The organism is Winogradskyella aquimaris (assembly GCF_042676105.1).
Lineage (GTDB): Bacteria > Bacteroidota > Bacteroidia > Flavobacteriales > Flavobacteriaceae > Winogradskyella > Winogradskyella aquimaris.
In genome coordinates, this window is record NZ_JBHTJQ010000010.1 from 306846 (window position 1) to 329422 (window position 22577).

General features: G+C 34.8%; 17 protein-coding genes. 13 read left to right on the forward strand and 4 right to left on the reverse strand.

Features of this window, described 5'->3' with window-relative positions; genetic code table 11:
• Nucleotides 1-57 precede the first annotated feature (57 nt).
• The 10 genes from ACFQ1K_RS09135 (at nucleotide 58) to ACFQ1K_RS09180 (ending at nucleotide 15003) form a co-directional block, all read left to right on the forward strand.
• Nucleotides 58-1857: a glycoside hydrolase family 15 protein gene (locus ACFQ1K_RS09135; protein WP_320555275.1), complete on the forward strand. Its 1800-nt coding sequence runs from the start codon at nucleotides 58-60 to the stop codon at nucleotides 1855-1857.
• 142 nt (nucleotides 1858-1999) lie between these two features.
• Nucleotides 2000-3937: an alpha-1,4-glucan--maltose-1-phosphate maltosyltransferase gene (locus ACFQ1K_RS09140; protein WP_320555276.1), complete on the forward strand. Its 1938-nt coding sequence runs from the start codon at nucleotides 2000-2002 to the stop codon at nucleotides 3935-3937.
• Nucleotides 3938-3939: 2 nt separating this feature from the next.
• Nucleotides 3940-5571: a trehalose synthase gene (locus ACFQ1K_RS09145; RefSeq protein ID WP_320555277.1), complete on the forward strand. Its 1632-nt coding sequence runs from the start codon at nucleotides 3940-3942 to the stop codon at nucleotides 5569-5571.
• Nucleotides 5572-5574: 3 nt separating this feature from the next.
• On the forward strand, nucleotides 5575-7485 hold the full coding sequence (gene glgB, locus ACFQ1K_RS09150; protein WP_320555278.1) for a 1,4-alpha-glucan branching protein GlgB: 1911 nt from the start codon (nucleotides 5575-5577) through the stop codon (nucleotides 7483-7485).
• A 54-nt stretch (nucleotides 7486-7539) separates the two neighbouring features.
• The gene (locus ACFQ1K_RS09155; protein ID WP_320555279.1) at nucleotides 7540-8298 is read left to right on the forward strand and encodes a T9SS type A sorting domain-containing protein; all 759 of its coding nucleotides are present in this window, start codon (nucleotides 7540-7542) and stop codon (nucleotides 8296-8298) included.
• A 188-nt stretch (nucleotides 8299-8486) separates the two neighbouring features.
• Entirely contained in the window at nucleotides 8487-10910 is a 2424-nt protein-coding gene (locus tag ACFQ1K_RS09160; protein WP_320555280.1) for a glycoside hydrolase family 31 protein, read from the forward strand.
• A 76-nt stretch (nucleotides 10911-10986) separates the two neighbouring features.
• Nucleotides 10987-11817, forward strand: coding sequence for a M48 family metallopeptidase (locus tag ACFQ1K_RS09165; RefSeq protein ID WP_320555281.1), 831 nt, complete (start codon nucleotides 10987-10989; stop codon nucleotides 11815-11817).
• A gap of 69 nt (nucleotides 11818-11886) precedes the next feature.
• Nucleotides 11887-13221, forward strand: a complete 1335-nt coding sequence (locus ACFQ1K_RS09170; protein WP_320555305.1) for an MFS transporter — start codon at nucleotides 11887-11889, stop codon at nucleotides 13219-13221.
• Nucleotides 13222-13262: 41 nt separating this feature from the next.
• On the forward strand, nucleotides 13263-14168 hold the full coding sequence (locus tag ACFQ1K_RS09175) for a hypothetical protein (protein ID WP_320555282.1): 906 nt from the start codon (nucleotides 13263-13265) through the stop codon (nucleotides 14166-14168).
• Between the two features lie 238 nt (nucleotides 14169-14406).
• Complete coding sequence (locus ACFQ1K_RS09180) at nucleotides 14407-15003, forward strand: DUF4136 domain-containing protein (RefSeq protein ID WP_320555283.1); 597 nt, start codon at nucleotides 14407-14409, stop codon at nucleotides 15001-15003.
• A gap of 84 nt (nucleotides 15004-15087) precedes the next feature.
• On the opposite strand, the gene ACFQ1K_RS09185 is transcribed toward ACFQ1K_RS09180, so the two are convergent.
• From ACFQ1K_RS09185 to ACFQ1K_RS09200, 4 genes are read right to left on the reverse strand one after another with little or no spacing between them, the layout of a single operon-like run.
• Nucleotides 15088-15813 carry a head GIN domain-containing protein gene (locus ACFQ1K_RS09185; RefSeq protein WP_320555284.1) on the reverse strand — a complete coding sequence of 242 codons (726 nt, stop codon included), beginning with the start codon at nucleotides 15811-15813 and terminating at the stop codon, nucleotides 15088-15090.
• 34 nt (nucleotides 15814-15847) lie between these two features.
• A complete protein-coding gene (locus ACFQ1K_RS09190; protein ID WP_320555285.1) occupies nucleotides 15848-16936 on the reverse strand; it encodes a hypothetical protein in 1089 nt (362 codons plus the stop codon).
• Entirely contained in the window at nucleotides 16914-17477 is a 564-nt protein-coding gene (locus tag ACFQ1K_RS09195; RefSeq protein WP_320555286.1) for a hypothetical protein, read from the reverse strand. The genes ACFQ1K_RS09190 and ACFQ1K_RS09195 overlap by 23 nt, the downstream gene beginning before the upstream one ends.
• Before the next feature lie 12 nt (nucleotides 17478-17489).
• Complete coding sequence (locus tag ACFQ1K_RS09200) at nucleotides 17490-18041, reverse strand: RNA polymerase sigma factor (RefSeq protein WP_320555287.1); 552 nt, start codon at nucleotides 18039-18041, stop codon at nucleotides 17490-17492.
• Nucleotides 18042-18271: 230 nt separating this feature from the next.
• Here ACFQ1K_RS09200 and lon point away from each other — a divergent pair, with 230 nt between their 5' ends.
• The 3 genes from lon (at nucleotide 18272) to porQ (ending at nucleotide 22568) form a co-directional block, all read left to right on the forward strand.
• Nucleotides 18272-20722 (forward strand): endopeptidase La, encoded by a 2451-nt coding sequence (gene lon, locus ACFQ1K_RS09205; protein WP_320555288.1) that lies wholly within the window; start codon nucleotides 18272-18274, stop codon nucleotides 20720-20722.
• Entirely contained in the window at nucleotides 20706-21464 is a 759-nt protein-coding gene (locus tag ACFQ1K_RS09210; RefSeq protein WP_320555289.1) for a LysM peptidoglycan-binding domain-containing protein, read from the forward strand. The genes lon and ACFQ1K_RS09210 overlap by 17 nt, the downstream gene beginning before the upstream one ends.
• A gap of 72 nt (nucleotides 21465-21536) precedes the next feature.
• The gene (porQ, locus tag ACFQ1K_RS09215) at nucleotides 21537-22568 is read left to right on the forward strand and encodes a type IX secretion system protein PorQ (protein WP_320555290.1); all 1032 of its coding nucleotides are present in this window, start codon (nucleotides 21537-21539) and stop codon (nucleotides 22566-22568) included.
• The last annotated feature ends 9 nt before the right edge of the window (nucleotides 22569-22577 follow it).

The window sequence follows — 22577 nt, forward strand, 5'->3', positions numbered from 1 at the left end:
GTTTTCGTTAATTTAAGGAGAATAAAAGGTTTTAGAACAAAAAAAACAAAGATTTTGATGAACAATTTGGATTATGGTGTAATTGGCAACTGCAGGAGTGCAGCTTTAGTTTCGAAAAGTGGATCTATAGATTGGTGCTGCTTACCACAGTTTGATTCGCCTTCTGTTTTTGGAAAATTATTGGATGAAAATATAGGTGGTTCTTTTGGGTTTGAGGTTGATGATAGTTATCGTATAAGTCAACAATATATTGAGAATACAGTAGTATTGGTTACTAAATTTAGTAATGGCCTAGACGCATTTGAAGTCAGGGATTTCATGCCTAGATATTATAAGGAAAATGGAGCCTATCACGCACCTCCAGAATTAATACGGTATATTAAGCATATTTCGGGTAAACCAACTGTGAAAGTTATATATAATCCCAAACTTGAATATGCCAAGGGTGAAACCAAAACCTATATAAAGAACGATTTTGTTGTTAGCTTAACCGATAAAGAAACCTATGATACGTTGTTCTTGTATACTGATTTTAATAAAGAGAAATTAGTAAATGGTGAACTATTTGAAATCACATCAGACCACTTTTTATTAGTGGGCTATCATGAAAAACTATTTGTACCAACATTAAAAATGGCATACTTAGAGTATGAGCGTACTAAGGTGTATTGGTTAAATTGGATGGAGCGTACGACGGCTTACAAGAAATACAATCGAGAAATAGCCAGAAGTGTTATGACCTTAAAATTGTTGAGTTATGATAAAACTGGAGCAATTTTAGCAGCGGTAACAACATCTTTACCAGAGACCATTGGTGAGGTAAGAAATTGGGATTATCGATTCTGTTGGATTCGCGATGCTTCAATGGTCATTAAGGTCATGTCAACCTTAGGTCATAAAAATATTGCAAAGCGTTATTTGAAGTTTATCATAAACCTTATGCCAGATAAGGACGAAAAACTTCAAATAATGTATGGTATAAATGGGGAAAAGAAATTGACTGAAGAGTTTCTTGAACATCTATCAGGATATGAAAACTCTAGTCCAGTAAGAATTGGTAATGCAGCTTATAAACAAAAGCAAAACGACATCTATGGTATTCTAATGGATATGATTTACCAATTGCTATTGAATTTTAGTAATGATATAGAGAATGGGGAAGCCTTATGGAATATAACCAAAGGCATTGTTTGGGTGGTTAATAAACACTGGAAAGAACCAGATAAAGGAATATGGGAATTCAGGTCAGAAGACCAGCATTTTACGTTTTCTAAAGTGTTATGTTGGACCGCTGTTGACAAGGCCATTAAAGTTGCCAAATTATTGGGTAAAACTTCAAAATTAGCACGTTGGCAATTACTGGAGGAGTCCATAAGAGAAGATATTATGGTTAACGCATGGAGTGACGACGCTCAAGCCTTTACACAATCCTATGGTTCGGAGGATTTAGATGCCTCTGTATTATTGATGGAGTCCTATGGCTTTATAGATGCCAAGCATCCTAAATATGTGAGTACCGTAAAAGCTATAGAGCGAGAACTGTCCAACGATGGACTTTTATACCGCTACAAAAACAAAGATGATTTCGGATTGCCATCGTCTTCGTTTACGATTTGTACATTTTGGTTTATCAATAGCTTGTATAAAATCGGTGAAGAAAAAAGAGCGGTAAAGCATTTTGAAAAGCTATTATCATATAGTAATCACTTAGGGCTATTTAGTGAGGATTTGGATTTTAAAACCAAACGTTTACTAGGTAATTTCCCTCAAGCTTATTCGCATCTCGCCTTAATAGAAACTGCCATTAATCTTTCTAAGGTTACAAAGGACACAGAAGTTAAGGATGTATTGGCATAAGTTACCTTTTGGTTATCCTTTTTTCAGGTGGAAAATATGTAAAATATGAATTCAAACGATGTAGTTTAATTAACAACATGTAATCTTTTTAAATGTCAATAATGTGTGTTATTTTCGTTATAATTAACCATCAATCCATAGTATGCTAAAACAAGAACGTGTAGTTATAGATGCAGTTAGCCCACAAATTAATTGTGGTGAGTTTTTTATTAAACGTGTTGTCAATCAATATATCAATGTAGATGCTCATGTTCTTGTAGATGGACATGATGTTATAGCAGCTTCGGTATTATATAAGCACGAAAAAGAACGAAAATGGAATGAAGTTAGAATGCATCATGTTGTTAATGATGAATGGAGTGCTTCATTTGTTGTTGAAAAGCAAGGGTTTTATGATTATAAAGTGCAAGGGTGGGTAGATTATGCTCTCAATTGGCAGCATGGCATTGAACGTAAGATAGACGATAATCAACATGTCAAATCTGAGCTTCTAGAAGGGATTACTTATCTTAAACCCATAGTTAAGAAAGCCACAAAAGAAGAACAAGACTATCTAAACTATTGTATAGATTGTTTCCAGAATGAGGAAAAGTATAATGAGGCCATACAAGAAGCACAATCCCATGCGCTTCATGATATTTTCATGAAGTATCCTGAAAAGCACTTGTCTAATGAATCCAAAGTGCTAAGAGTTTACGTTGATAGAAAAAAGGCGCTTTTCAGTACTTGGTATGAATTTTTCCCAAGATCTGCTTCTCAAAATGAAGGTGAGCACGGAACATTTAAGGATTGTGAACGTCTACTGCCAAGAATTGCAGAAATGGGCTTTGATACCTTATATTTCCCTCCGATTCACCCGATTGGAGAAGTTAATCGTAAAGGAAAAAACAATACGACTGATGCAAAAGAAGGGGATGTTGGTTCTGCTTGGGGCATAGGTTCTAAATATGGAGGCCATAAAGACATTCATCCTAAATTAGGGACCGTTGAAGACTTTAAATCCTTAATTAAAAAAGCAAAAGATTTAGGCATTGAAGTGGCCATGGATTATGCCTTACAGGCAGCTCCTGATCATCCTTGGGTAAAAGACCATCCGGATTGGTTTAAGTGGAGACCCGATGGTACTGTGCAGTACGCTGAAAATCCTCCGAAGAAATATCAGGATATCCTTCCTATTTATTGGGAAAGTAAAGATTATAAGAACCTTTGGAAAGAATGCTTGGATGTTTTAATGTACTGGATCGATTGTGGAATCCAAGTATTTAGAGTAGATAATCCACATACGAAACCTTATTATTTTTGGAATTGGATCATTGCAGAAATAAAAAAGCAATATCCAGATGTATTGTTCCTTGCTGAGGCATTTACTAAGCCTAAAGTAATGCAGCAATTGGCTAAGCAAGGCTATACCCAATCCTATACCTATTTTACTTGGAGAAATACAAAACATGAGTTAATGGAGTACATGACAGAGTTGACCCAAACGGATCAGCGCGAATACATGCGACCAAATTTTTGGCCAAATACACCAGATATTAATCCGTATCACTTACAAGGTGCTAATGAATCTAAATATATTCAGCGCTATGTTTTAGCAGCTACCTTAAGTTCTAATATTGGAATTTACGGTCCGGTGTTTGAACAGCAAATCGATGATGCAATCCCAGGTAAAGAAGAGTATTATATGTCGGAAAAATTTGAGGTTAAACATTACAATTGGGATGTTCAAAACAAATTAACGGCTATTATATCTAAAGTCAATACCATCCGTCATCAGCACGAAGCTTTGCAACAAACCAATAATATAAAGTTCTGTCACATAGAGAATAATAATTTACTGGCATATTACAAGTGGAATGACTCTAAAACAGATGAATTACTGATTATTGTGAGTTTAGAACAATACTATTTACAACAAGGAACAGTCCAACTTCCTCTGCAAGATTTAGCAGTTAACGCTGGTCAACAAATAACTGTTACTGATTTGGTTACAGGAAGCAGTTACAATTGGCATAACGAATGGAATTTTATAGAATTGCACCCAACACTTCCATTTCATATATTTAAAATAAACAAATAGAAATGTCTAAGAAGAAGTCTACATCAGTTAATCTTAAAACACCGTACAACTTTGATGTCCAGTGGGAGGAATTGATGGAGAATGAAGATTTTGTTAAAACTTTTCTATCAGACGTTTTAGAAAAATATATCATAAAACAACGTTGGTATGGAGGGAAATCGAGTAAGCTGAAATATATAGAATTGGCTGAATACTTCAGAATTCAGCAAAACGAAGAAGTCTACTACGGCCTTATTTTAGAAGTAAATTTTTATGAGGCATTTTATCAGCATTACTTTTTACCAATCGCATTTGTTTCAGACGAAAGCTTTGCCAATGATGATAGAATTCTTCCGATTAGTATTCAAAATCAAGAAGGTTTTATAATAGACGCCATAAACCTTGAAGCATTTAGGAGGGTAGTTTTTGAGCGCATTCTCAGTGCGGTTCCAAAAGATCGTACACGCGTTCAGTACAAAAAGAGTGCGTTATTTGCAGATTGTGAGTACGAGTCGTCACGATTTATGGGGATGGAACAAAGTAATACATCCATAGTTTACAATGACAAGTATGTTTTAAAATTTTTCAGACGTATTTATGCAGACCGCAACCCAGACTATGAAATGAGTCGCTTCCTATCTGAAAAGAAAGATTTTAAAAACACACCAGCATATTTAGGGAGTATGCAAATAAAAGATCATGAAAATACCAACATTACCATAGCTTTAATGAATGAGTTGGTGCCAAATGAGGGTGATGCATGGGATTATATGCTAAAAGAGCTTCATAAAGTATTTTCAAATTTAGAATATAAAAACATTAATATTGGACGTCTTCCGAAAACGGAACCTTTTGAAAGATTGACCATCAGAGATATTCCTGCACAAATCATTGATTGGGTTGGCCTAAATGTTTTTACAAAAATTCAGGTGCTGGCTAAGCGTACAGCTGAGATGCATATTGCATTAGGCTCTGAGTTTGAAGACACATCTTTTACACCAGAACGTTTTAATGGTGATTATACCGTTTGGTTAAAAAATAGGTTGCTCTATCAGTTTCAAAATAGGTTAAACGCTGTAGAGAACAATCTGCATAAATTAGATGGCTTGGCATTAGAATTAGCCAATGAGTTTTTAGAGCGCAAAAATGAAATTAGAAAGCGGTTTGTCAATTTTGATTGGACCAAACTAAAAGGGGAACGTCTACGAGTTCATGGAGATTATCATTTAGGCCAAATATTGGTAAGAAATGATGATTTTTATATACTCGATTTTGAAGGAGAACCAGAGAGTACCATTAGAGATAGAAAAGTAAAGCAACCACCACTAAAGGATGTAGCTGGTCTATTTAGATCATTCCACTACGCCATATATGCCACTATTTTTAACAATATAGATAAGTATAAGTTTTCACAGGAAGAACTTTTTGAGGCTGGTGAAATTTTATATCAATATTTTATAGGGTTATTCTTGGGAACCTATGTAGTAGAAATTCAGAATGCCAATATAAATATTGGCTACCAGCAAGAACGGATCTTTTTATTAAAATACTCATTATTAGAAAAAGCAGTCTATGAATTAGGATACGAGCTTAATTCTAGACCACTTTGGGCAGTTATCCCTCTAAAGGGAATTTCAAACATTATCAATCACTAATTTATGGCAGAAGTTATAGCTCACAGTTTATTCACCGATTTTGATATTAATTTATTCAAATCTGGTAAACATTATCGTCTTTATGAGAAGTTCGGTTCACATATGACCACAGTAAATGGTATTGAAGGCACTTATTTTGCAGTTTGGGCACCAAGCGCAAAGTCTGTTTCTGTTATTGGTGATTTTAACTTTTGGTTAGAGGGTGACCATAAACTTAATGTGCGTTGGGATGAAAGTGGTATATGGGAAGGTTTTATTCCAGGTGTGGGTAAGGGTAATCTCTACAAGTACAAGATACATAGTCATCATAATGACATCAAGACAGAAAAGGCTGATCCTTATGCAAGACGTTGCGAACTTCCACCCAATACAGCCTCTATTGTATGGGACGACAGCTATAAATGGGACGACAAAAAGTGGATGAAAAAGCGTCAAGCAAACAATGCTATAGATGCCCCTTTTTCTGTGTATGAGGTGCATTTAGGATCTTGGAAAAGAAAAGTTGAAGAAAATCGATTTTTGACCTATGAAGAACTTGCAGATGATCTGGTTTCATACATTAAGGATATGAATTTTACCCATGTAGAGCTTATGCCTATAATGGAATACCCTTATGATCCTTCATGGGGTTATCAATTAACTGGCTATTATGCACCGACTTCTCGTTTCGGATATCCTGAAGATTTTAAGTTATTAGTTGATAAACTACACCAAAATGATATTGGTATTATACTCGATTGGGTGCCATCGCATTTTCCGGAAGATGCACACGGGTTGGGTTTTTTTGATGGCTCTGCATTGTACGAACACCCAGATCGACGAAAAGGGTATCATCCTGATTGGAAGAGTTTAATCTTCAATTACGGCCGTAATGAGGTAAAATCTTTTCTTATTAGTAATGCTATTTTTTGGTTAGACCAATATCATGCAGACGGACTCAGAGTGGATGCGGTCGCGTCAATGTTGTTCTTGGATTATAGTAGGGAAGAGGGAGAATGGGAACCAAACATGTTTGGCGGTAGAGAAAACTTAGAAGCCATTGCATTTATGCGCGAAATGAATGAAGCTGTTTACAGTGCTTTTCCAGATGTTCAAACTATTGCTGAAGAATCGACGTCATTTCCTATGGTTTCAAAGCCAACCTATATAGGAGGCTTAGGTTTTGGAATGAAATGGATGATGGGATGGATGCACGATACATTGCAATATTTTGCAAAAGAGCCTATCTACAGAAAGCATCATCAGAATGATTTAACATTTAGTATGACCTATGCATTTACTGAAAATTTTATGCTGCCTTTAAGTCACGATGAAGTTGTTTATGGCAAACATTCTATTTTAGGACGTATGCCTGGCGATGAATGGCAACGTTTTGCAAATCTAAGATTGTTGTATTCTTATATGTTTACCCATCCTGGAACAAAATTGCTATTTCAAGGAGCCGAATTTGGTCAGAGTGAAGAATGGAATTTTCAGCAAAGTCTAGATTGGCACTTATTACAATATGAACCGCATAAAGGTGTGCAAAAGTTTATTAAAGATTTAAATACTCTTTATAAAACAGAGCCTGCACTATATGAAAAGCAGTTTACAGGCGAAGGTTTTGAATGGATAGATTACAATGATGCAGAAAACTCAGTGTTAGTTTATATTAGGAAAGGGAATGATTCTAAAGATGATTTGGTAATTGCGTGTAACATGACACCAGTACCGAGAGAAGACTATAAAATGGGAGTGCCGAGAAAAGGAAAGCTTAAAGAACTATTTAATAGTGATTTAAAGAAGTATTTCGGATCAGGCTCATACAAGAACAAAATACAGAGTGCAAAAGCAGAACCATGGCAGTTTAGAGACCATTCGGTAACAATAACAATTCCACCACTGGGAATGGTGGTATTTAAATATCAATCATAGTTTTTATGGAAACAAAAACATAAACTTCACATAAACTTTTTAAATTATATTATTATGAAAAAAAACTACATTTTATTCTTTAGTTTGTTAATTTCACTTGCAGGTATGTCTCAAGAAGTACTTACTTTCAGTGGCTATAACGGGGCAGGTACAACAAATATTACAGCTACAACATCTACGGTAAATGACGAAATAACCATAGTGTTTGAAGATTCGGATATCATTAATAACTTATATACTGAAGGACGAACATTTCTATATATTTATGGTGGTTTGGATACTTCTTCAGGAGGTTTTCAAGGTGCACCATCAGATTTTTTTGATAATGCTAGTCAACCCATTGCCACTTTAATTCCTTCAGATACAGACACCAATACAGCACCAAATACCTACAGCATCACGATTAATCTTACTGAAGAATATGCTACAGTGCCAGATGGTGAAACCATATTTGGATATAACCTGATATTTAGAAATGAATTTAGTGCTAATGATGGCAATAGCAATAATCAGAGTCTGGATCTATACATAGATTTGGTAGATGCTCAAAAGGATAGCAGCACACTTTCAAACAATGACAATTTATTCGAAAATAATTTGATTGTAAGTGTTAACGAAAAAGTAGTCTCAATTGAGAGTGGTTTACCTGTAAATTCAGTAGAAATTTATAACATTTCAGGAAAGCGCTTAGAATTACTAAGTACTAATGATAAAAATGTATTAGTAGATTTGTCATCCAAATCAGATGGTATTTATATCATTAAAATAGCGTCAGGAAACAATGTCTCAACACGAAAAATTATAATAAAATAATTTCTTCCACTCAATTTATAATGGGCTTCTATAATGGAAGCCTTTTTTAATACTCTTAAGTCTAATAATCAGATTACTACTGCAACGAAATCGTTTGAGTTTAAAATTAAATTTAAATACTGCGTTTTACACTTTCTAAAGTTCTAATTTTTCCGTTTTTTTACGTGCTTTTTTGAAAAGATGATGATATGATTACAAATACAGAATTAGAAAATAAAGGAAATCAATTTCCTTCAAAAATAATAAGCTTTAGGAAAGATGTAGACAAACTCTATTTTTCAACAGAAAATGATGTTATTCTTCAGTTAACCGTTGTTCGGGATAGTTTGTTAAGGTTTCGGTATACCACAGTTGGTATGTTTGAAAACGATTTTTCTTATGCCATCACCAAATATGCCAGTATAGGTTACAACAAATTAGAAATTGAAGAAAACGAGGATTGCTATGTTGTAATTACATCGAAGTTACGTTGTGAAATTTCTAAGGAAAGTCTTCGTATATCCTTATTTGATGTTAAGGATGGAGTTTTAATTAACCAAGATGAAATTGGATTTCATTGGGAAGAAAGTTACGAGTATGGTGGTAATATCGTAAAGATGAGTAAAGTCTCAAACGATGGAGAAAGTTACTACGGACTTGGAGATAAACCAAACCATTTAAATTTAAAGGGGAAGCGTTACGACAATTGGGTTACGGATTCTTACGCATACGGTAAAGACACGGATCCAATTTATAAAGCCATTCCTTTTTATACAGGGCTTCATCATGGTAAGGCCTATGGTGTTTTCTTTGATAACTCGTTTAGAAGTTCATTCGATTTTGCTCAAGAGCGACGTAATGTTACCAGTTTTTGGGCACAGGGAGGAGAGATGAATTATTACTTTTTCTATGGCCCAAAAATGAATGATGTGGTCGAAAGCTATACAGATCTTACTGGTAAGCCTCATCATTTACCACCGTTATGGGCACTAGGGTTTCATCAATGTAAGTGGAGTTACTATCCAGAAAGTAAGGTTAAGGAAATCACATCTACTTTTAGAAAATTACAAATTCCATGTGATGCCATCTATTTAGATATAGATTATATGGATGGCTTTAGATGTTTTACTTGGAATAAAGAGTATTTCCCAGATCCAAAACGAATGGTTGATGAATTAAAGGCTCAAGGATTTAAGACCGTAGCAATAATCGATCCAGGAATAAAAATAGACAAAGACTATTCTGTTTTTAAAGAAGCATTAGAAAATGATTATTTCTGTAAACGCGCCGATGGACCTTACATGAAAGGTAAGGTATGGCCAGGCGAATGTTATTTCCCTGACTTTACAAACCCAGAGGTAAGAGATTGGTGGTCTGGTTTATTTAAAGAGCTGATAGAAGAAATAGGAGTAAAAGGTGTTTGGAATGATATGAACGAGCCTGCCGTAATGGAAGTGCCCAACAAAACATTTCCAGATGACGTGAGACATGATTATGATGGTAATCCATGTAGCCATAGAAAAGCACATAATATTTACGGGATGCAAATGGCACGTGCCACATACCAAGGACTTAAAAAATATTCATTTCCAAAGCGACCATTTGTGATAACCAGAGCGGCATATTCAGGTACACAACGTTATACATCTACTTGGACAGGTGATAATGTAGCTACTTGGGAACATTTATGGATTGCAAATATACAGGCTCAGCGATTAGCAATGTCAGGCTTCTCCTTCGCAGGAAGTGATATCGGTGGCTTTGCAGAACAGCCACAAGGAGAACTGTTTACACGTTGGATTCAGTTAGGGGTTTTTCACCCATTCTTTAGAGTACATTCTTCTGGCGATCATGGTGATCAAGAACCATGGGCTTTCGATGAGGATGTTACAGATATCGTAAGAAAATTTATTGAGTTAAGATATCAATTGTTACCCTATTTGTATACTGCTTTTTGGAATTATGCCGATCATGGTACACCTATTCTTAAATCGTTAGTGTTATTTGATCAAGATGATGTCCAAACCCATTATAGGACTGATGAATTTATTTTTGGTGAGCAAATTTTAGCTTGCCCTGTTTTAGAACCAAATGCTAAAGGAAGACGAATGTACTTACCTAGAGGAAACTGGTACAATTTCTGGACAGATGAAATTATTAAAGGAGGTAAAGAAATGTGGGTAGATGCAGATATCGACAGTATGCCAATTTTCATTAAAGAGGGTGCTGTTATCCCAAAATATCCTGTTCAGCAGTATGTTGGTGAAAAGGAGATAGAGGAAATTACCTTAGATGTATACTACAAAAAAGGTAAAGAAGTAAGTGAATTATTTAGTGATGCCAACGATGGTTATGATTATACCAAAGGGCGTTACAGTCTGCGCAGTTTCAGTTTGACGGGACGTGATAATGAATTAATAATTAATCAGCATAAGGAAGGTAAGTTTATTACAACATACGAAACCTTTAAAATAAAAATTCATGGTTTACCTTTTGATATTGAAGAAATTCAATTAGACAATGAGATAATTTCCTTAGAGCATTTAAAGTCTAATGGTACAGACTCTTTTGTAGTTGATAAGAACTTTTCGGAGCTTCATATTTTAGGACAAAAAAAGGTGAATTCAAAATGACTTTTCCCACAAAAGAGAGTCATATAATTACCAATAATTTTTCTTATTTTAGTAGAAGAAATTAAAAACCTTAGCCATGACTTTAAAAAAAGGAGTATCAATATTAGGAATCGTAGCCATCGTAGTGTCGTGTGCAACAAATCCTTTCACAGGGAAAAAAACAATGGCATTTGTATCAAATGACCAATTATTTCCTTCATCATTTGCACAGTATAATCAGGTTTTAAGTGAAAGTAAAGTGATTACAGGCACAAAAGATGCTGAGATGATTACACGAGTTGGTCAGCGCATAGCTGTGGCTGCAGAACGGTATTTAAATGCTAATGGTTACCAAGGTTATTTAGATGATTATAAATGGGAGTATAAACTAATTGAATCGGATCAAGTTAACGCTTGGTGTATGCCTGGTGGAAAAATTGCGTTTTATACAGGTATTCTTCCAATTGCCCAAAATGAAACAGGTGTCGCTGCCATTATGGGGCATGAGGTAGCTCATGCGTTAGCTAACCATGGTCAACAACGTATGAGTTCTGGAATCTTACAGCAGGCGGGAGGTGTTGCTGTTGCAGTGGCAACAGGAAATCAAAGTGCTGAAAAGCAGCAAATGTGGATGCAAGCCTATGGTTTGGCGAGTAATGTAGGAGGAATGTTACCTTTCAGCAGAGCACATGAAACAGAAGCTGATAAAATAGGTGTATATTTAATGGCCATAGCCGGCTATAATCCAGACGAAGCAGCAGAACTTTGGAAACGTATGAAAGCAAAAAGTGGAGGAGAAGCACCACCAGAATTTATGAGTACGCATCCAAGCAACGATTCCAGAATCAAGAATTTACAAGAATTAGCACCAAAGGCAAAAGCAGAGGCCGAGAAATATGGTGTGACTTCTTACAGGCCCATAAATTAATATGAGCTTAAAAAATAAATGATTACTTTAGAAGCTGCTCAATTTGAGCAGTTTTTTTATTATAAATATATGAGTGAACTTAAAAAGGGAAGTAAAAAACTACTTCATGCCTGGGCATTTTATGATTGGGCCAATTCGGTTTATCCATTGGTCATTTCTTCAGCTGTTTTTCCCATTTTCTATGGTGCATTAACAATTATTAAAGATGAAGAAACAGGTCAAATTTTAAATGATACAGTCGTTTTTTTGGGATATGAATTTAACAATGATTCTTTAATCAGTTATGTCACAGCATTTAGTTTTTTAATTGTTTCTTTTTTATCACCAATCCTTTCTGGTATTTCTGATTACGTAGGTAATAAGGAAGGGTTTATGAAATTCTTTTGTTATCTGGGAGCCTTGTCTTGTATTGGTCTATATTGGTTTTCTTTAGAAAACCTACTCTTTGGTATGATATGCTATGTTCTGGGGTTAGTAGGGTTTTGGGGTAGTCTGGTATTTTACAATTCTTATTTACCTGATATTGCCTACCCAGAACAACAGGATAAAGTAAGTGCAAAAGGGTTTTCATTGGGCTATATTGGCAGTGTTATCTTGTTGGTGGTTAATCTAGTGATGATTTTGTTCTTCGACACCTTTGGTTTTGAAAGCGAAGCACAGCCTACAAGAATAGCTTTTATCATGGTTGGTATTTGGTGGATATTATTTGCCCAATATACCTTCAAATATTTGCCAACAGGAACTAACGAAGGACACAAAGTAACAAAAACGGTTTTGCTGTCGGGTTTTAATGAATTGAAGAAAATATGGAAGGCCTTAAAGTCAAATAAGATATTAAAACGTTATTTATCAGCGTTTTTTATTTACAGTATGGCTGTACAAACCATTATGATTGCGGCAACCTATTTTGCTGTTGAAGAGTTGGACTGGGGTAAACAAGACTCAACCACAGGATTAATTATTAGTATTTTACTTATACAACTGATAGCTGTTGTAGGTGCTAATTATACAGCAAAACTCTCTAAAAAAATAGGAAACATTAAGGCTTTGATTTGGGTAATTTGTATCTGGATTCTGATTTGTGGTTTTGCATACTTCATAACCACACCAACACATTTTTATGTTACTGCGGCTTCGGTTGGATTGGTAATGGGAGGGATACAGGCCTTATCTAGATCGACTTACAGCAAATTGATTCCTGAAAATACGGAAGACACCGCCTCTTACTTTAGTTTTTATGATGTTTCTGAAAAAATAGGTATTGTAATAGGAATGTTTTTATATGGTTTTATTGCTAGTATTACTGGCAGTATGCGTTATTCAATTTTGTTTTTAATTACCTTTTTCGTCATTGGTCTTATTATTTTGAGTACTATAAAAACCAATAAAATGTCAGAAAGTTAAAAAAGAAACTAATTCTAAAAATTCCTTAACTTTATAGCGCTATGGTTAGGAAAATTTTAATGTTAGTTGTATTTGCCACACTTTTTATGGCAATAAATTGTGATAATGAACCTTATGAAGGTGAAATTATCACTGATGATGACCTCTGTCAAGAGGCTATTGAAACTACAGAAATAGCAGCGCAAAACTTCCTGGTTGCTAATTCAGATAATTATGTTATGTTATGTCTTGTTTATAGAGAGGCATTACTCGATCAAATTGATATTTGTGGTGATGAGGATGGAAGCCTGCAGTTCCTATTGGAGGAACTAGCCAATTGTGACGAAGAATTAGATCCCTGTGAAGAGGCAACTGCGGAAACTGAATTAGCCCGAATAATTTATGAAAGTGCAGCAGGTGAAACTATAGAAGCACTGTGTAATAATTATAAGGAGGCATTACAAAACCAGATTGCGCTATGTGGTGATGATGGTACGTTGCAATCCACTTTAGATGAATTGGGTGATTGTGTCCCTGAGGTAGTGGACGTTGTTGGGACTTGGAAATTAGTGTCTTGGATTACAGACGAACTAAGAGATTTAAATAATGATGGTATTGTTACCAATAATTATTTAGACGATATTGACTGCTATGATAATGAAACTATAGATTTTAATGCCGATGGCACAGGAACCATGTTCTTGAGGTCCGTTGCGGAGTTTACTTTTACACCAACGGCAACTGGCGAAGATTTTTTTACCAACTGTACTGAAATCATGGAAGACAAAACTTTTACATGGACTGAAACCATTAATAGTGTAACCATGTTTTTTACAGATGGCACCAGTTTAAGTCTTTTTAAAAATGGAAACCTATACACCGCCATTGATGACGCTTTTTATGCAGAGAGTACCGTTGATGATTCTGTAATAACAGAACGAATAACTTTTGTATATAACAAGCTTTAAAAACATCCATCGCGATACTCATCTAAAGCTTTAATCAAATTGTCAATTCTTCAAATACCTCAAGTCTACTTGATTTTTTAGTATCATGGACTTTATTTGAATACTGGAGATCTTTTGTAGGTACTCGATTCCCATTAACATAAAAATAACAGTTTATATTCTATTGATAATCAGTTAGCTATTATTTTTGTAAGTACTGGTAAAAATCAATATTCTTTAACTTAATAACTGATATGCTATGAAAACCATCTCAAAAATCTTAGTTTTTTTCGGACTATTAACTTTAGTCAATTGTGCATCAAACGTGACATCAAAAAAGTACACCGATGATGATTTTAAGACGTTTAAGACATTTGCCTATTTGCCTAATACTTCAGTAGAATTAAATGAGTTTAATGCGAAAGTAGATCAATCTATTGAGGAATCTTTAATCGCTACAATGAATACCAAAATGATTGAAAAAGGGTTTTCTGTAGATACTGACAACCCTGATTTATTGGTTTTATTAAGTACATCCAATGAAATAAGAAGTAATCTAAGAGGAAGAAGCAACAACTATTATGAACAGGCACCAACTGATGGCGGCTCTACTTCAGGCAACAGTCCTAATTATGCCTCTGTAACTGCTACAGATTATAAAAGGTATTTTAGAAGTAGTGAAGATGCACTTAATAATCAGCCTTACAAAGAGGGTACATTAATTGTTCAAGTATTTAATAAGACAACCAAGGAACTTGTATGGGTAGGCATGGCAGAAAACTTTAGAGCTCATATTTCAGACCCAACTCTTATGACTCGAATGATAAACGAAATCTTTAAAAAATTTCCTGTTTAATAATTACAGTATGATATTTTATGTAATAAAGAAAGGACAAGTCTTAACTTGTCCTTTCTTCTTTTTTGGTCGAATTATTGGATACTAATTGCTAACGCTACCTGAACCAGCCACTTTAGTATCTTTGCTTTTTGGATTGCCAGAGTAGGTAACATCACCAGAACCAGCAATTCTAACTTTTAAATCACCATCGCAAAATACATTAGCATCTCCAGAGCCAGCGATTTCTACAGAGACATTTACACTGTTTAGATTTGCACCATTAAAATCTCCAGAGCCAGCAATATTGGTCTTTAAGTTGGTTGTTGTACCATTTAATGTCAAATTTCCTGAACCTGCAATGCTGCTTTCTACAGAATTCGTACTGATCCTTAAATCTATATCTCCAGACCCAGCAAGCGAAACATCAAAACTGTCGGCTTTTATAGTACCTGAGTTTTTAACATCTCCAGAACCTGCCAATGATACCGTATTAATGGATTCGTAAGGAATATTAATGACTATGGTTTTTGTAGGTCTAAGATTAATACCCTCTTCAACTTTTACAACTAATTTACCGTCTCTTACTTCGGTAATGATAAATTCTATAAGATTAGAATCACCTTCAATGGTAATATCTCCTTCACTGCCTTCAACTAGTTTAAAGTCCATTGATCCGGCAACACTTATACCATCATACTCACTTGTGGTTCGACTTTCTGTGGTGATATTGCCATTTCCCTTAACTTTTTTCCCTTTTCCCCATTGTGCACAAGATGTTGTAATACTAAGGAGGCATACGGTTAAAGCAATTGATTGTAATAGTCTCATGTTTTTATTGTTTGGTTACTATTCGTTTATTTGATTATTGTTGTTTGAAGCTTACGCTTCCATAATTTGATTTAATTTTCACATAGTTACCAGAGCTTTTAGAACCATGATAACCGTTGTATTTTTTATTTGTAGTGTTTACCTCTTTGTTCGTGAAGTTGAAAGCCTCTGAATCTCTCAATGAGCCATAGCCTAAATCAATATCAAAATCAAAATTGTAATTGCTATCGTAACCTATGGTTATTCCCATATAGTCCGAATCAATATCAATATTCTTGGCCTTTGATGCCATTCTGTCAATCTTTAATGACCCGTAATCGGCTTTTATTTTTACACTTTTATAAACATTACCTAGTCTAAGTGATAAATAGTCACCGTTACCGTTTAGATTATTGATGTTTTCTATCTTCAAAGATCCATAGTCACAATTATACTCTACATTTTCAGCCGCTTCTACAACAGATGTGGTGTAATCTGCATTGATTTTTAAATTTTCTGTTTTGGCGACAGTGTAGCCACTGTAATCTGCGTTTATTCTTCCTCCTTTAATATATTCAAAGTAGCTATTATTGGTATAATCAAACCGAATGTCGTTATTGTCTGATAACAATTCCTTAGTCGTAATTTTACCGTAATCGCACACTATTTTCGCATTACCTTCTAATCTATCCAAATTTATTGCACCATAGTCATTACTAAGATCTACATTTCCAGACATTGGCATTTTTATAATGTAGTTAATCTCTAGTTTAAGATTATTTCGTTTACCCCAATTCCACCAACTTTTATTGTTTTTACCAATTTTAGTAATGGCTGAAACATAATCGTTACTTGAGGAAAATTCCACATCGATGTCCTTTAGGCGATCCTCAACTTTTTCATTATTACTTCCGGTGACTTTAATTGTAATATCAAAATCGATTTTGTTTTGGTCCCAAGTAATAATATCAAGGTTTCCGTAACTATTATTAATTTTTAAGGTCGAATTTGCAGCAACATTAAAGGTTTTTTTAATGTTTCGTTCTTTCGTGGTTTTAATGACCCCTTTACCTGTATTTGCTAATGCGATAAAGGGCATTAGTAAAAAAAGAAGGGCAATTTTAAATTGTATTTTTTGGTTCATCACTGTTGGTTTTTAATTCTTTAATAGTTTCTATTTGTTCTAGAACTGTGTTTAAAACATCTATTCTGTTCTGAAAGTTGTTGATCATCGCATAGATAACACGCTGATCTTGATTACTTTCAGTTAAGTCTGTTTTTAATTGTTGATAGTCGTTTTCTAATAGTTTAATTCGGTTTAAAGCGTCTGTAATAACTTGCTCCGTTAAAGGTGATCGCTCATTGTTTAGTTTTTTTAATTCAGCATTAATCGTTGTTGTAAAGAAATCTTGTGTTTCAGCCATTTGCGGAGAAACACTGGCCAAATCCAAAACTTCAGGTTGCGCATTTATGGTTGTAAACACGCCCAAGCAAATAATTACGGAGGCGGCTATCGCAAAAAAAGGTTTCCAGTTAAGGTTTATAACTTTTCTGTTATTAATCGAAGCAACACCACTAGTACTTAGTTTGTCTAAAAAACGATTCTTATGGCCTATCGCTGGTTCGTCGATATCAAACTTACCTCTAAGGTCTTTAAATAACTCGTCTAAAGTATCTTTCTTCATAATTCTTCAGTTTTAAGCGGTATGCAATAACTTTTTACGTAAACTTTCTTTGGCTCTAGAAATCAACGTTCTACAATTCGCATATGAAATATGCATGATCTCACAAATTTCTTCGTAATCATAGCCTTCAATTAGATGAAGTGTTAACCCTAAACTATAATTTGGCTTTAAGGTCTTCATTGTATTAATGATTTCTTTCACTTTGGCATTTTCCTGGCTATGCTCCTCAATACCGTTGTCATCCTCAACCTTATACATTATGGTTTCTAAAGGAATTTCTTGTTGCTTCAGGGTTTTATTGTGGTAGGCAATACTATTATTAACCACAATACGTTTTAACCATGACCCAAATAATTTGGAATCCTCTAGAGTATCCAGTTTTGTAAAAGCCGTTAAAAATGACTCTTGCATAATGTCTTCAGCTTTATAAGAATCCTTTATAATTCTCAAAGCTGTGTTATACATGGCTTTGTTATATCTGTTGTAAATTTCTAACTGCGCACGTTGATTACAAGATTTACAAAGCTCTAGTAACTGTTCGATATTTTGATTGGTTGGCGACAAAAAAACAATTGCTTTATTCTATAGATAGAAGTTTTGATGCATTGTTACACTTATAACAAAAAAACTTTTAAAATGTTCTAAAGGTAATGGCATAACAATTGAACAAGATTGGATGTGAATAACTTTGAATATCTTCTAATTTACTGATATTCAATATAAAGTTAATTATTAATACATTTAAACAAATGCTATTTTGTTATTATTTAATGACAGAATGGCTTAAAAATAATATGAAGAAATCAAATTTTTTAAGTCTTGACAGTTTGTCATTACAGGATTTTGACGAAAATTCAGAATTAATTCCGTTAATGACACCTGAGGATGAAGAATTAATTAACAATGAATCTTTACCAGAGTCACTACCAATATTACCATTGCGAAATACGGTTTTATTTCCTGGTGTGGTAATTCCAATTACGGCAGGTAGGGATACTTCAATAAAGCTGATAAATGACGCTAACAAAGGAGGAAAAGTTATTGGTGTCGTTGCACAAAAAGATGAGAGTGTAGAAAAACCATCGGTGAACGATATATATAAAACCGGTACAGTTGCACGTATTCTTAAGGTTCTAAAAATGCCCGACGGAAATACTACAGTTATTATTCAGGGTAAAAAGCGCTTTCAGATTAATGAAATCATTTCAGAAAAGCCATATCTAACGGCTACCATTTCAGATTTACCAGAGTCTAAGCCAACAGTAGATAATGAAGAATTCAATGCCATCATAGACTCTATAAAGGACTTGTCTTTAGAGATTATAAAGGAAAGCCCAAATATTCCAACCGAAGCAACCTTTGCCATTAAAAATATTGAAAGCAATTCTTTCTTGGTGAATTTTGTGTCCTCTAATATGAACCTTAAAGTAGAGGAGAAGCAAGAACTTTTAAAGATTAACGATCTTAAGGAACGTGCACTTCAGACTTTAAAGTACATGAACTTAGAATATCAAAAGCTAGAGTTAAAGAACGATATTCAGAGTAAGGTACAGAGTGATATGAGCCAACAACAACGCGAATATTTCTTGCACCAACAAATGAAGACAATCCAGGAAGAGCTTGGTGGTGTATCTTCTGGTGAAGAAATTGAGGATATGAAAGCGCGTGCCAAAGAGAAGCATTGGGATGATAAGGTAAAGTCGCACTTTGATAAGGAATTGGCTAAAATGCAACGAATGAATCCGCAAGTGGCGGAGTATTCGATTCAGCGAAACTATCTCGATCTTTTTTTGGATTTACCTTGGAATGAGTTTAGTGAAGATCAATTTGATTTAAAGCGTGCAAAACAAATTCTAGATCGTGATCATTTTGGTTTAGATGACGTCAAAAAACGAATCATAGAATATTTGGCAGTACTTAAACTGCGCAATGATATGAAGTCCCCAATATTATGTTTGTATGGACCTCCAGGTGTTGGTAAAACCTCACTCGGAAAATCTATTGCAGAAGCTTTAGGTAGGGAATATGTGAGAATTTCTCTCGGTGGTTTGCGTGACGAAGCTGAAATACGTGGTCACAGAAAAACGTACATTGGTGCCATGCCAGGTCGCATTATTCAAAGTTTGAAAAAGGCAGGAACTTCCAATCCCGTATTTGTATTAGATGAAATTGATAAATTATCTTCTGGTCATCAAGGTGACCCATCTTCTGCCATGTTAGAGGTTTTAGACCCAGAACAGAACAATGAGTTTTATGATAACTTTCTAGAAATGGGTTACGACCTTTCAAAGGTAATGTTTATCGCAACGTCTAATAGTCTCAATACGATTCAGCCTGCATTAAGAGACCGTATGGAGATTATTAACGTTACAGGATATACCATTGAAGAAAAGGTTGAAATTGCGAAGCGCCACCTATTGCCAAAACAACTGAAAGAACATGGCTTGGATAGTAAAGCGCTTAAAATTGGAAAACCACAACTCGAGAAAATAGTTGAAGGTTACACAAGAGAATCTGGTGTAAGAGGTTTAGAAAAGCAAATCGCAAAAATGGTAAGGTATGCAGCCAAAAATATTGCGATGGAAGAAGACTATAATGTTAAAGTTACCAATGAGGATATCATCGATGTTTTGGGTGCTCCTAAACTAGAGCGCGATAAATACGAAAATAATAATGTTGCTGGAGTGGTTACAGGTTTAGCCTGGACCAGAGTAGGTGGTGATATCTTGTTTATTGAATCTATTTTATCTAAGGGCAAGGGTAACCTTACCATTACGGGTAATCTTGGTAAGGTTATGCGCGAATCGGCTACAATTGCCATGGAATACATTAAAGCTAACGCTGATAAGTTTGAAATAGACCCTGAAATATTTGACAAGTATAATGTTCACATTCATGTGCCCGAAGGTGCAACACCAAAAGATGGTCCAAGTGCTGGTGTTACGATGCTTACTTCTTTGGTTTCTTTATTTACCCAACGTAAAGTAAAAAAGAGTTTGGCTATGACTGGTGAAATTACTTTAAGAGGTAAAGTGTTGCCAGTTGGCGGCATAAAAGAAAAAATACTTGCTGCTAAACGTGCCAAAATCAAAGAGATTCTTTTATGTGAGGATAATAAAAGGGATATCGACGAAATTAAACCAGAATATCTTAAAGGGTTAACCTTTCATTATGTGAAAGATATGAGTGAAGTGTTGGATATAGCAATTACAAATCAAAAAGTAAAAAATGCTAAAAAGCTTTAAGTTAGTTGTTGCACTGAATCTTTTAATCTGTTCTTCTATTATGGCTTTTAGTCAAGAAGACGGTCAGTTAAAAGATGTTATTTTAGATGGTAAACCTGCAAAACTTAATCTAGTTACTGGCGAAATAACTTTAGTTAATACAAAAGATAAAACCGTAGATACTGGTAATGATGTCTCAGTAAAATCATCCGATACCACGGTTAGTGATTCAATTATAAACCAATTAGAACCTGTTTATCATACTGTAAAAGAAAACGAAACACTTTTAGATATAGCCAATAAATATCAAACAACTTTATCGATATTAAAGGACGCCAACCATCTAGAGACTACTTTAGTTGATGTTGGCCAAAGGCTTAAGGTTAGAAATTTTGAGAGTTTAGAAGATGAGAACGTGAATGATGCACCAACGACAATGTTAAGTCAAGCTGATAGCCATTTCCATATTGTTGAAAAAGATGATACTTTATATAGTTTATCCAAAAAATATGGACTAACAGTTGATGAATTAAAAAGTTTAAACGGCTTAACGTCCAACCTAATTAAGGTAGGACAGGAGTTGCGAATTTCAGACCTAGGCTCACCAAACAATTTATCTAATTCATCCGAATGGATAGTGTCAAAGGGTGATACATTGTATAGTATTGCCAGAAAAAACAAGCTTTCAGTTGAGGAACTCAAATTTTTAAATGGCCTCACGGATACGCTCATTTTAGTTGGACAGATTTTGAAGCTACAGTAAGAATCATATGGCCCAAAAAATAAAAAAATCATATCAGCGTTTTAAGATAGATTTGTTTATTTTGCAAAATCTATGATAAAGAGGGTTACCCAATTCTGTATTATGCTTTTAGCGTTACCGTTGTTTGCACAATTGGGTGGTGAATCTACTTATCAATTTCTTAATCTCGTATCTTCACCTCGACAAGCTGCATTAGGCGGTAAAATCATCACCAATTTTGATCATGACGTTACAGAGGCACTTTACAATCCTGCGTCTATAAATTGGCAAATGCACAATCAATTGGCCGTTAATGTCTCAAGTTTTTTAGGTGGAATTACTTATGGTACTGCAGCATATGCTTACACATGGGATAGACACGTTCAAACCTTTCATTTTGGTGTGACCTATATTAACTACGGAACATTTGATGGCTATGACGTTAATGGAAATTCTACCGGAACATTTAGTGGAAATGAAGCTGCTATTTCGGCAGGCTATAATTATAACATTCCATTTACCGATTTTTATGTAGGCGCCAATGTTAAGGTGATCACCTCTTTGTTAGAGCAGTACAATTCGGTTGGTGGAGCTGTAGACTTGGGCATCATGTATATTAATGAAAAGTTGGATTTTCATGCAGCATTAACCGTAAGAAATTTAGGTACTCAGTTTACAACTTATGCAGGCCAAAACGAACCATTACCTTTTGAAGTCAATTTTGGGATGTCGCAGACCTTAGAAAATGTTCCTATTAGATGGCACTTAACTTTGGAAAATCTTCAAGAGTGGCCAATAGGTGTGTCAAATCCTGCTAGAGCTACAACAGATTTAGATGGAAATCAAACACAAGAAAAGGTTGGCTTTTTTAATAATGCATTACGTCATTTAATTTTAGGTGCCGAACTTTGGCCTGAACGAGGATTTAATCTTAGATTAGGCTACAATTTTAGACGTGCAGAAGAATTAAGAATAGTAGACCAAAGGAATTTTTCAGGGTTATCAGTTGGTGTTGGTATAAGACTTAACTCAATGCGCTTTAGTTATACACATGCCAGATACACAAGTGCATCTAATACGAGTTTTTTCGGACTTCAAATTGATTTAGATGGTAGAAGACGATAAGAACATTAC

What these genes read in the sequence shown, in the direction of transcription:
- ACFQ1K_RS09135 (WP_320555275.1), top strand. Translation starts at nt 58, where the DNA reads ATGAACAATTTGGATTATGGTGTAATTGGCAACTGCAGGAGTGCAGCT.
- ACFQ1K_RS09140 (WP_320555276.1), top strand. Translation starts at nt 2,000, where the DNA reads ATGCTAAAACAAGAACGTGTAGTTATAGATGCAGTTAGCCCACAAATT.
- ACFQ1K_RS09145 (WP_320555277.1), top strand. Translation starts at nt 3,940, where the DNA reads ATGTCTAAGAAGAAGTCTACATCAGTTAATCTTAAAACACCGTACAAC.
- glgB (WP_320555278.1), top strand. Translation starts at nt 5,575, where the DNA reads ATGGCAGAAGTTATAGCTCACAGTTTATTCACCGATTTTGATATTAAT.
- ACFQ1K_RS09155 (WP_320555279.1), top strand. Translation starts at nt 7,540, where the DNA reads ATGAAAAAAAACTACATTTTATTCTTTAGTTTGTTAATTTCACTTGCA.
- ACFQ1K_RS09160 (WP_320555280.1), top strand. Translation starts at nt 8,487, where the DNA reads ATGATTACAAATACAGAATTAGAAAATAAAGGAAATCAATTTCCTTCA.
- ACFQ1K_RS09165 (WP_320555281.1), top strand. Translation starts at nt 10,987, where the DNA reads ATGACTTTAAAAAAAGGAGTATCAATATTAGGAATCGTAGCCATCGTA.
- ACFQ1K_RS09170 (WP_320555305.1), top strand. Translation starts at nt 11,887, where the DNA reads ATGAGTGAACTTAAAAAGGGAAGTAAAAAACTACTTCATGCCTGGGCA.
- ACFQ1K_RS09175 (WP_320555282.1), top strand. Translation starts at nt 13,263, where the DNA reads ATGGTTAGGAAAATTTTAATGTTAGTTGTATTTGCCACACTTTTTATG.
- ACFQ1K_RS09180 (WP_320555283.1), top strand. Translation starts at nt 14,407, where the DNA reads ATGAAAACCATCTCAAAAATCTTAGTTTTTTTCGGACTATTAACTTTA.
- ACFQ1K_RS09185 (WP_320555284.1), bottom strand. Translation starts at nt 15,813, where the DNA reads ATGAGACTATTACAATCAATTGCTTTAACCGTATGCCTCCTTAGTATT.
- ACFQ1K_RS09190 (WP_320555285.1), bottom strand. Translation starts at nt 16,936, where the DNA reads ATGAACCAAAAAATACAATTTAAAATTGCCCTTCTTTTTTTACTAATG.
- ACFQ1K_RS09195 (WP_320555286.1), bottom strand. Translation starts at nt 17,477, where the DNA reads ATGAAGAAAGATACTTTAGACGAGTTATTTAAAGACCTTAGAGGTAAG.
- lon (WP_320555288.1), top strand. Translation starts at nt 18,272, where the DNA reads ATGAAGAAATCAAATTTTTTAAGTCTTGACAGTTTGTCATTACAGGAT.
- ACFQ1K_RS09210 (WP_320555289.1), top strand. Translation starts at nt 20,706, where the DNA reads ATGCTAAAAAGCTTTAAGTTAGTTGTTGCACTGAATCTTTTAATCTGT.
- porQ (WP_320555290.1), top strand. Translation starts at nt 21,537, where the DNA reads ATGATAAAGAGGGTTACCCAATTCTGTATTATGCTTTTAGCGTTACCG.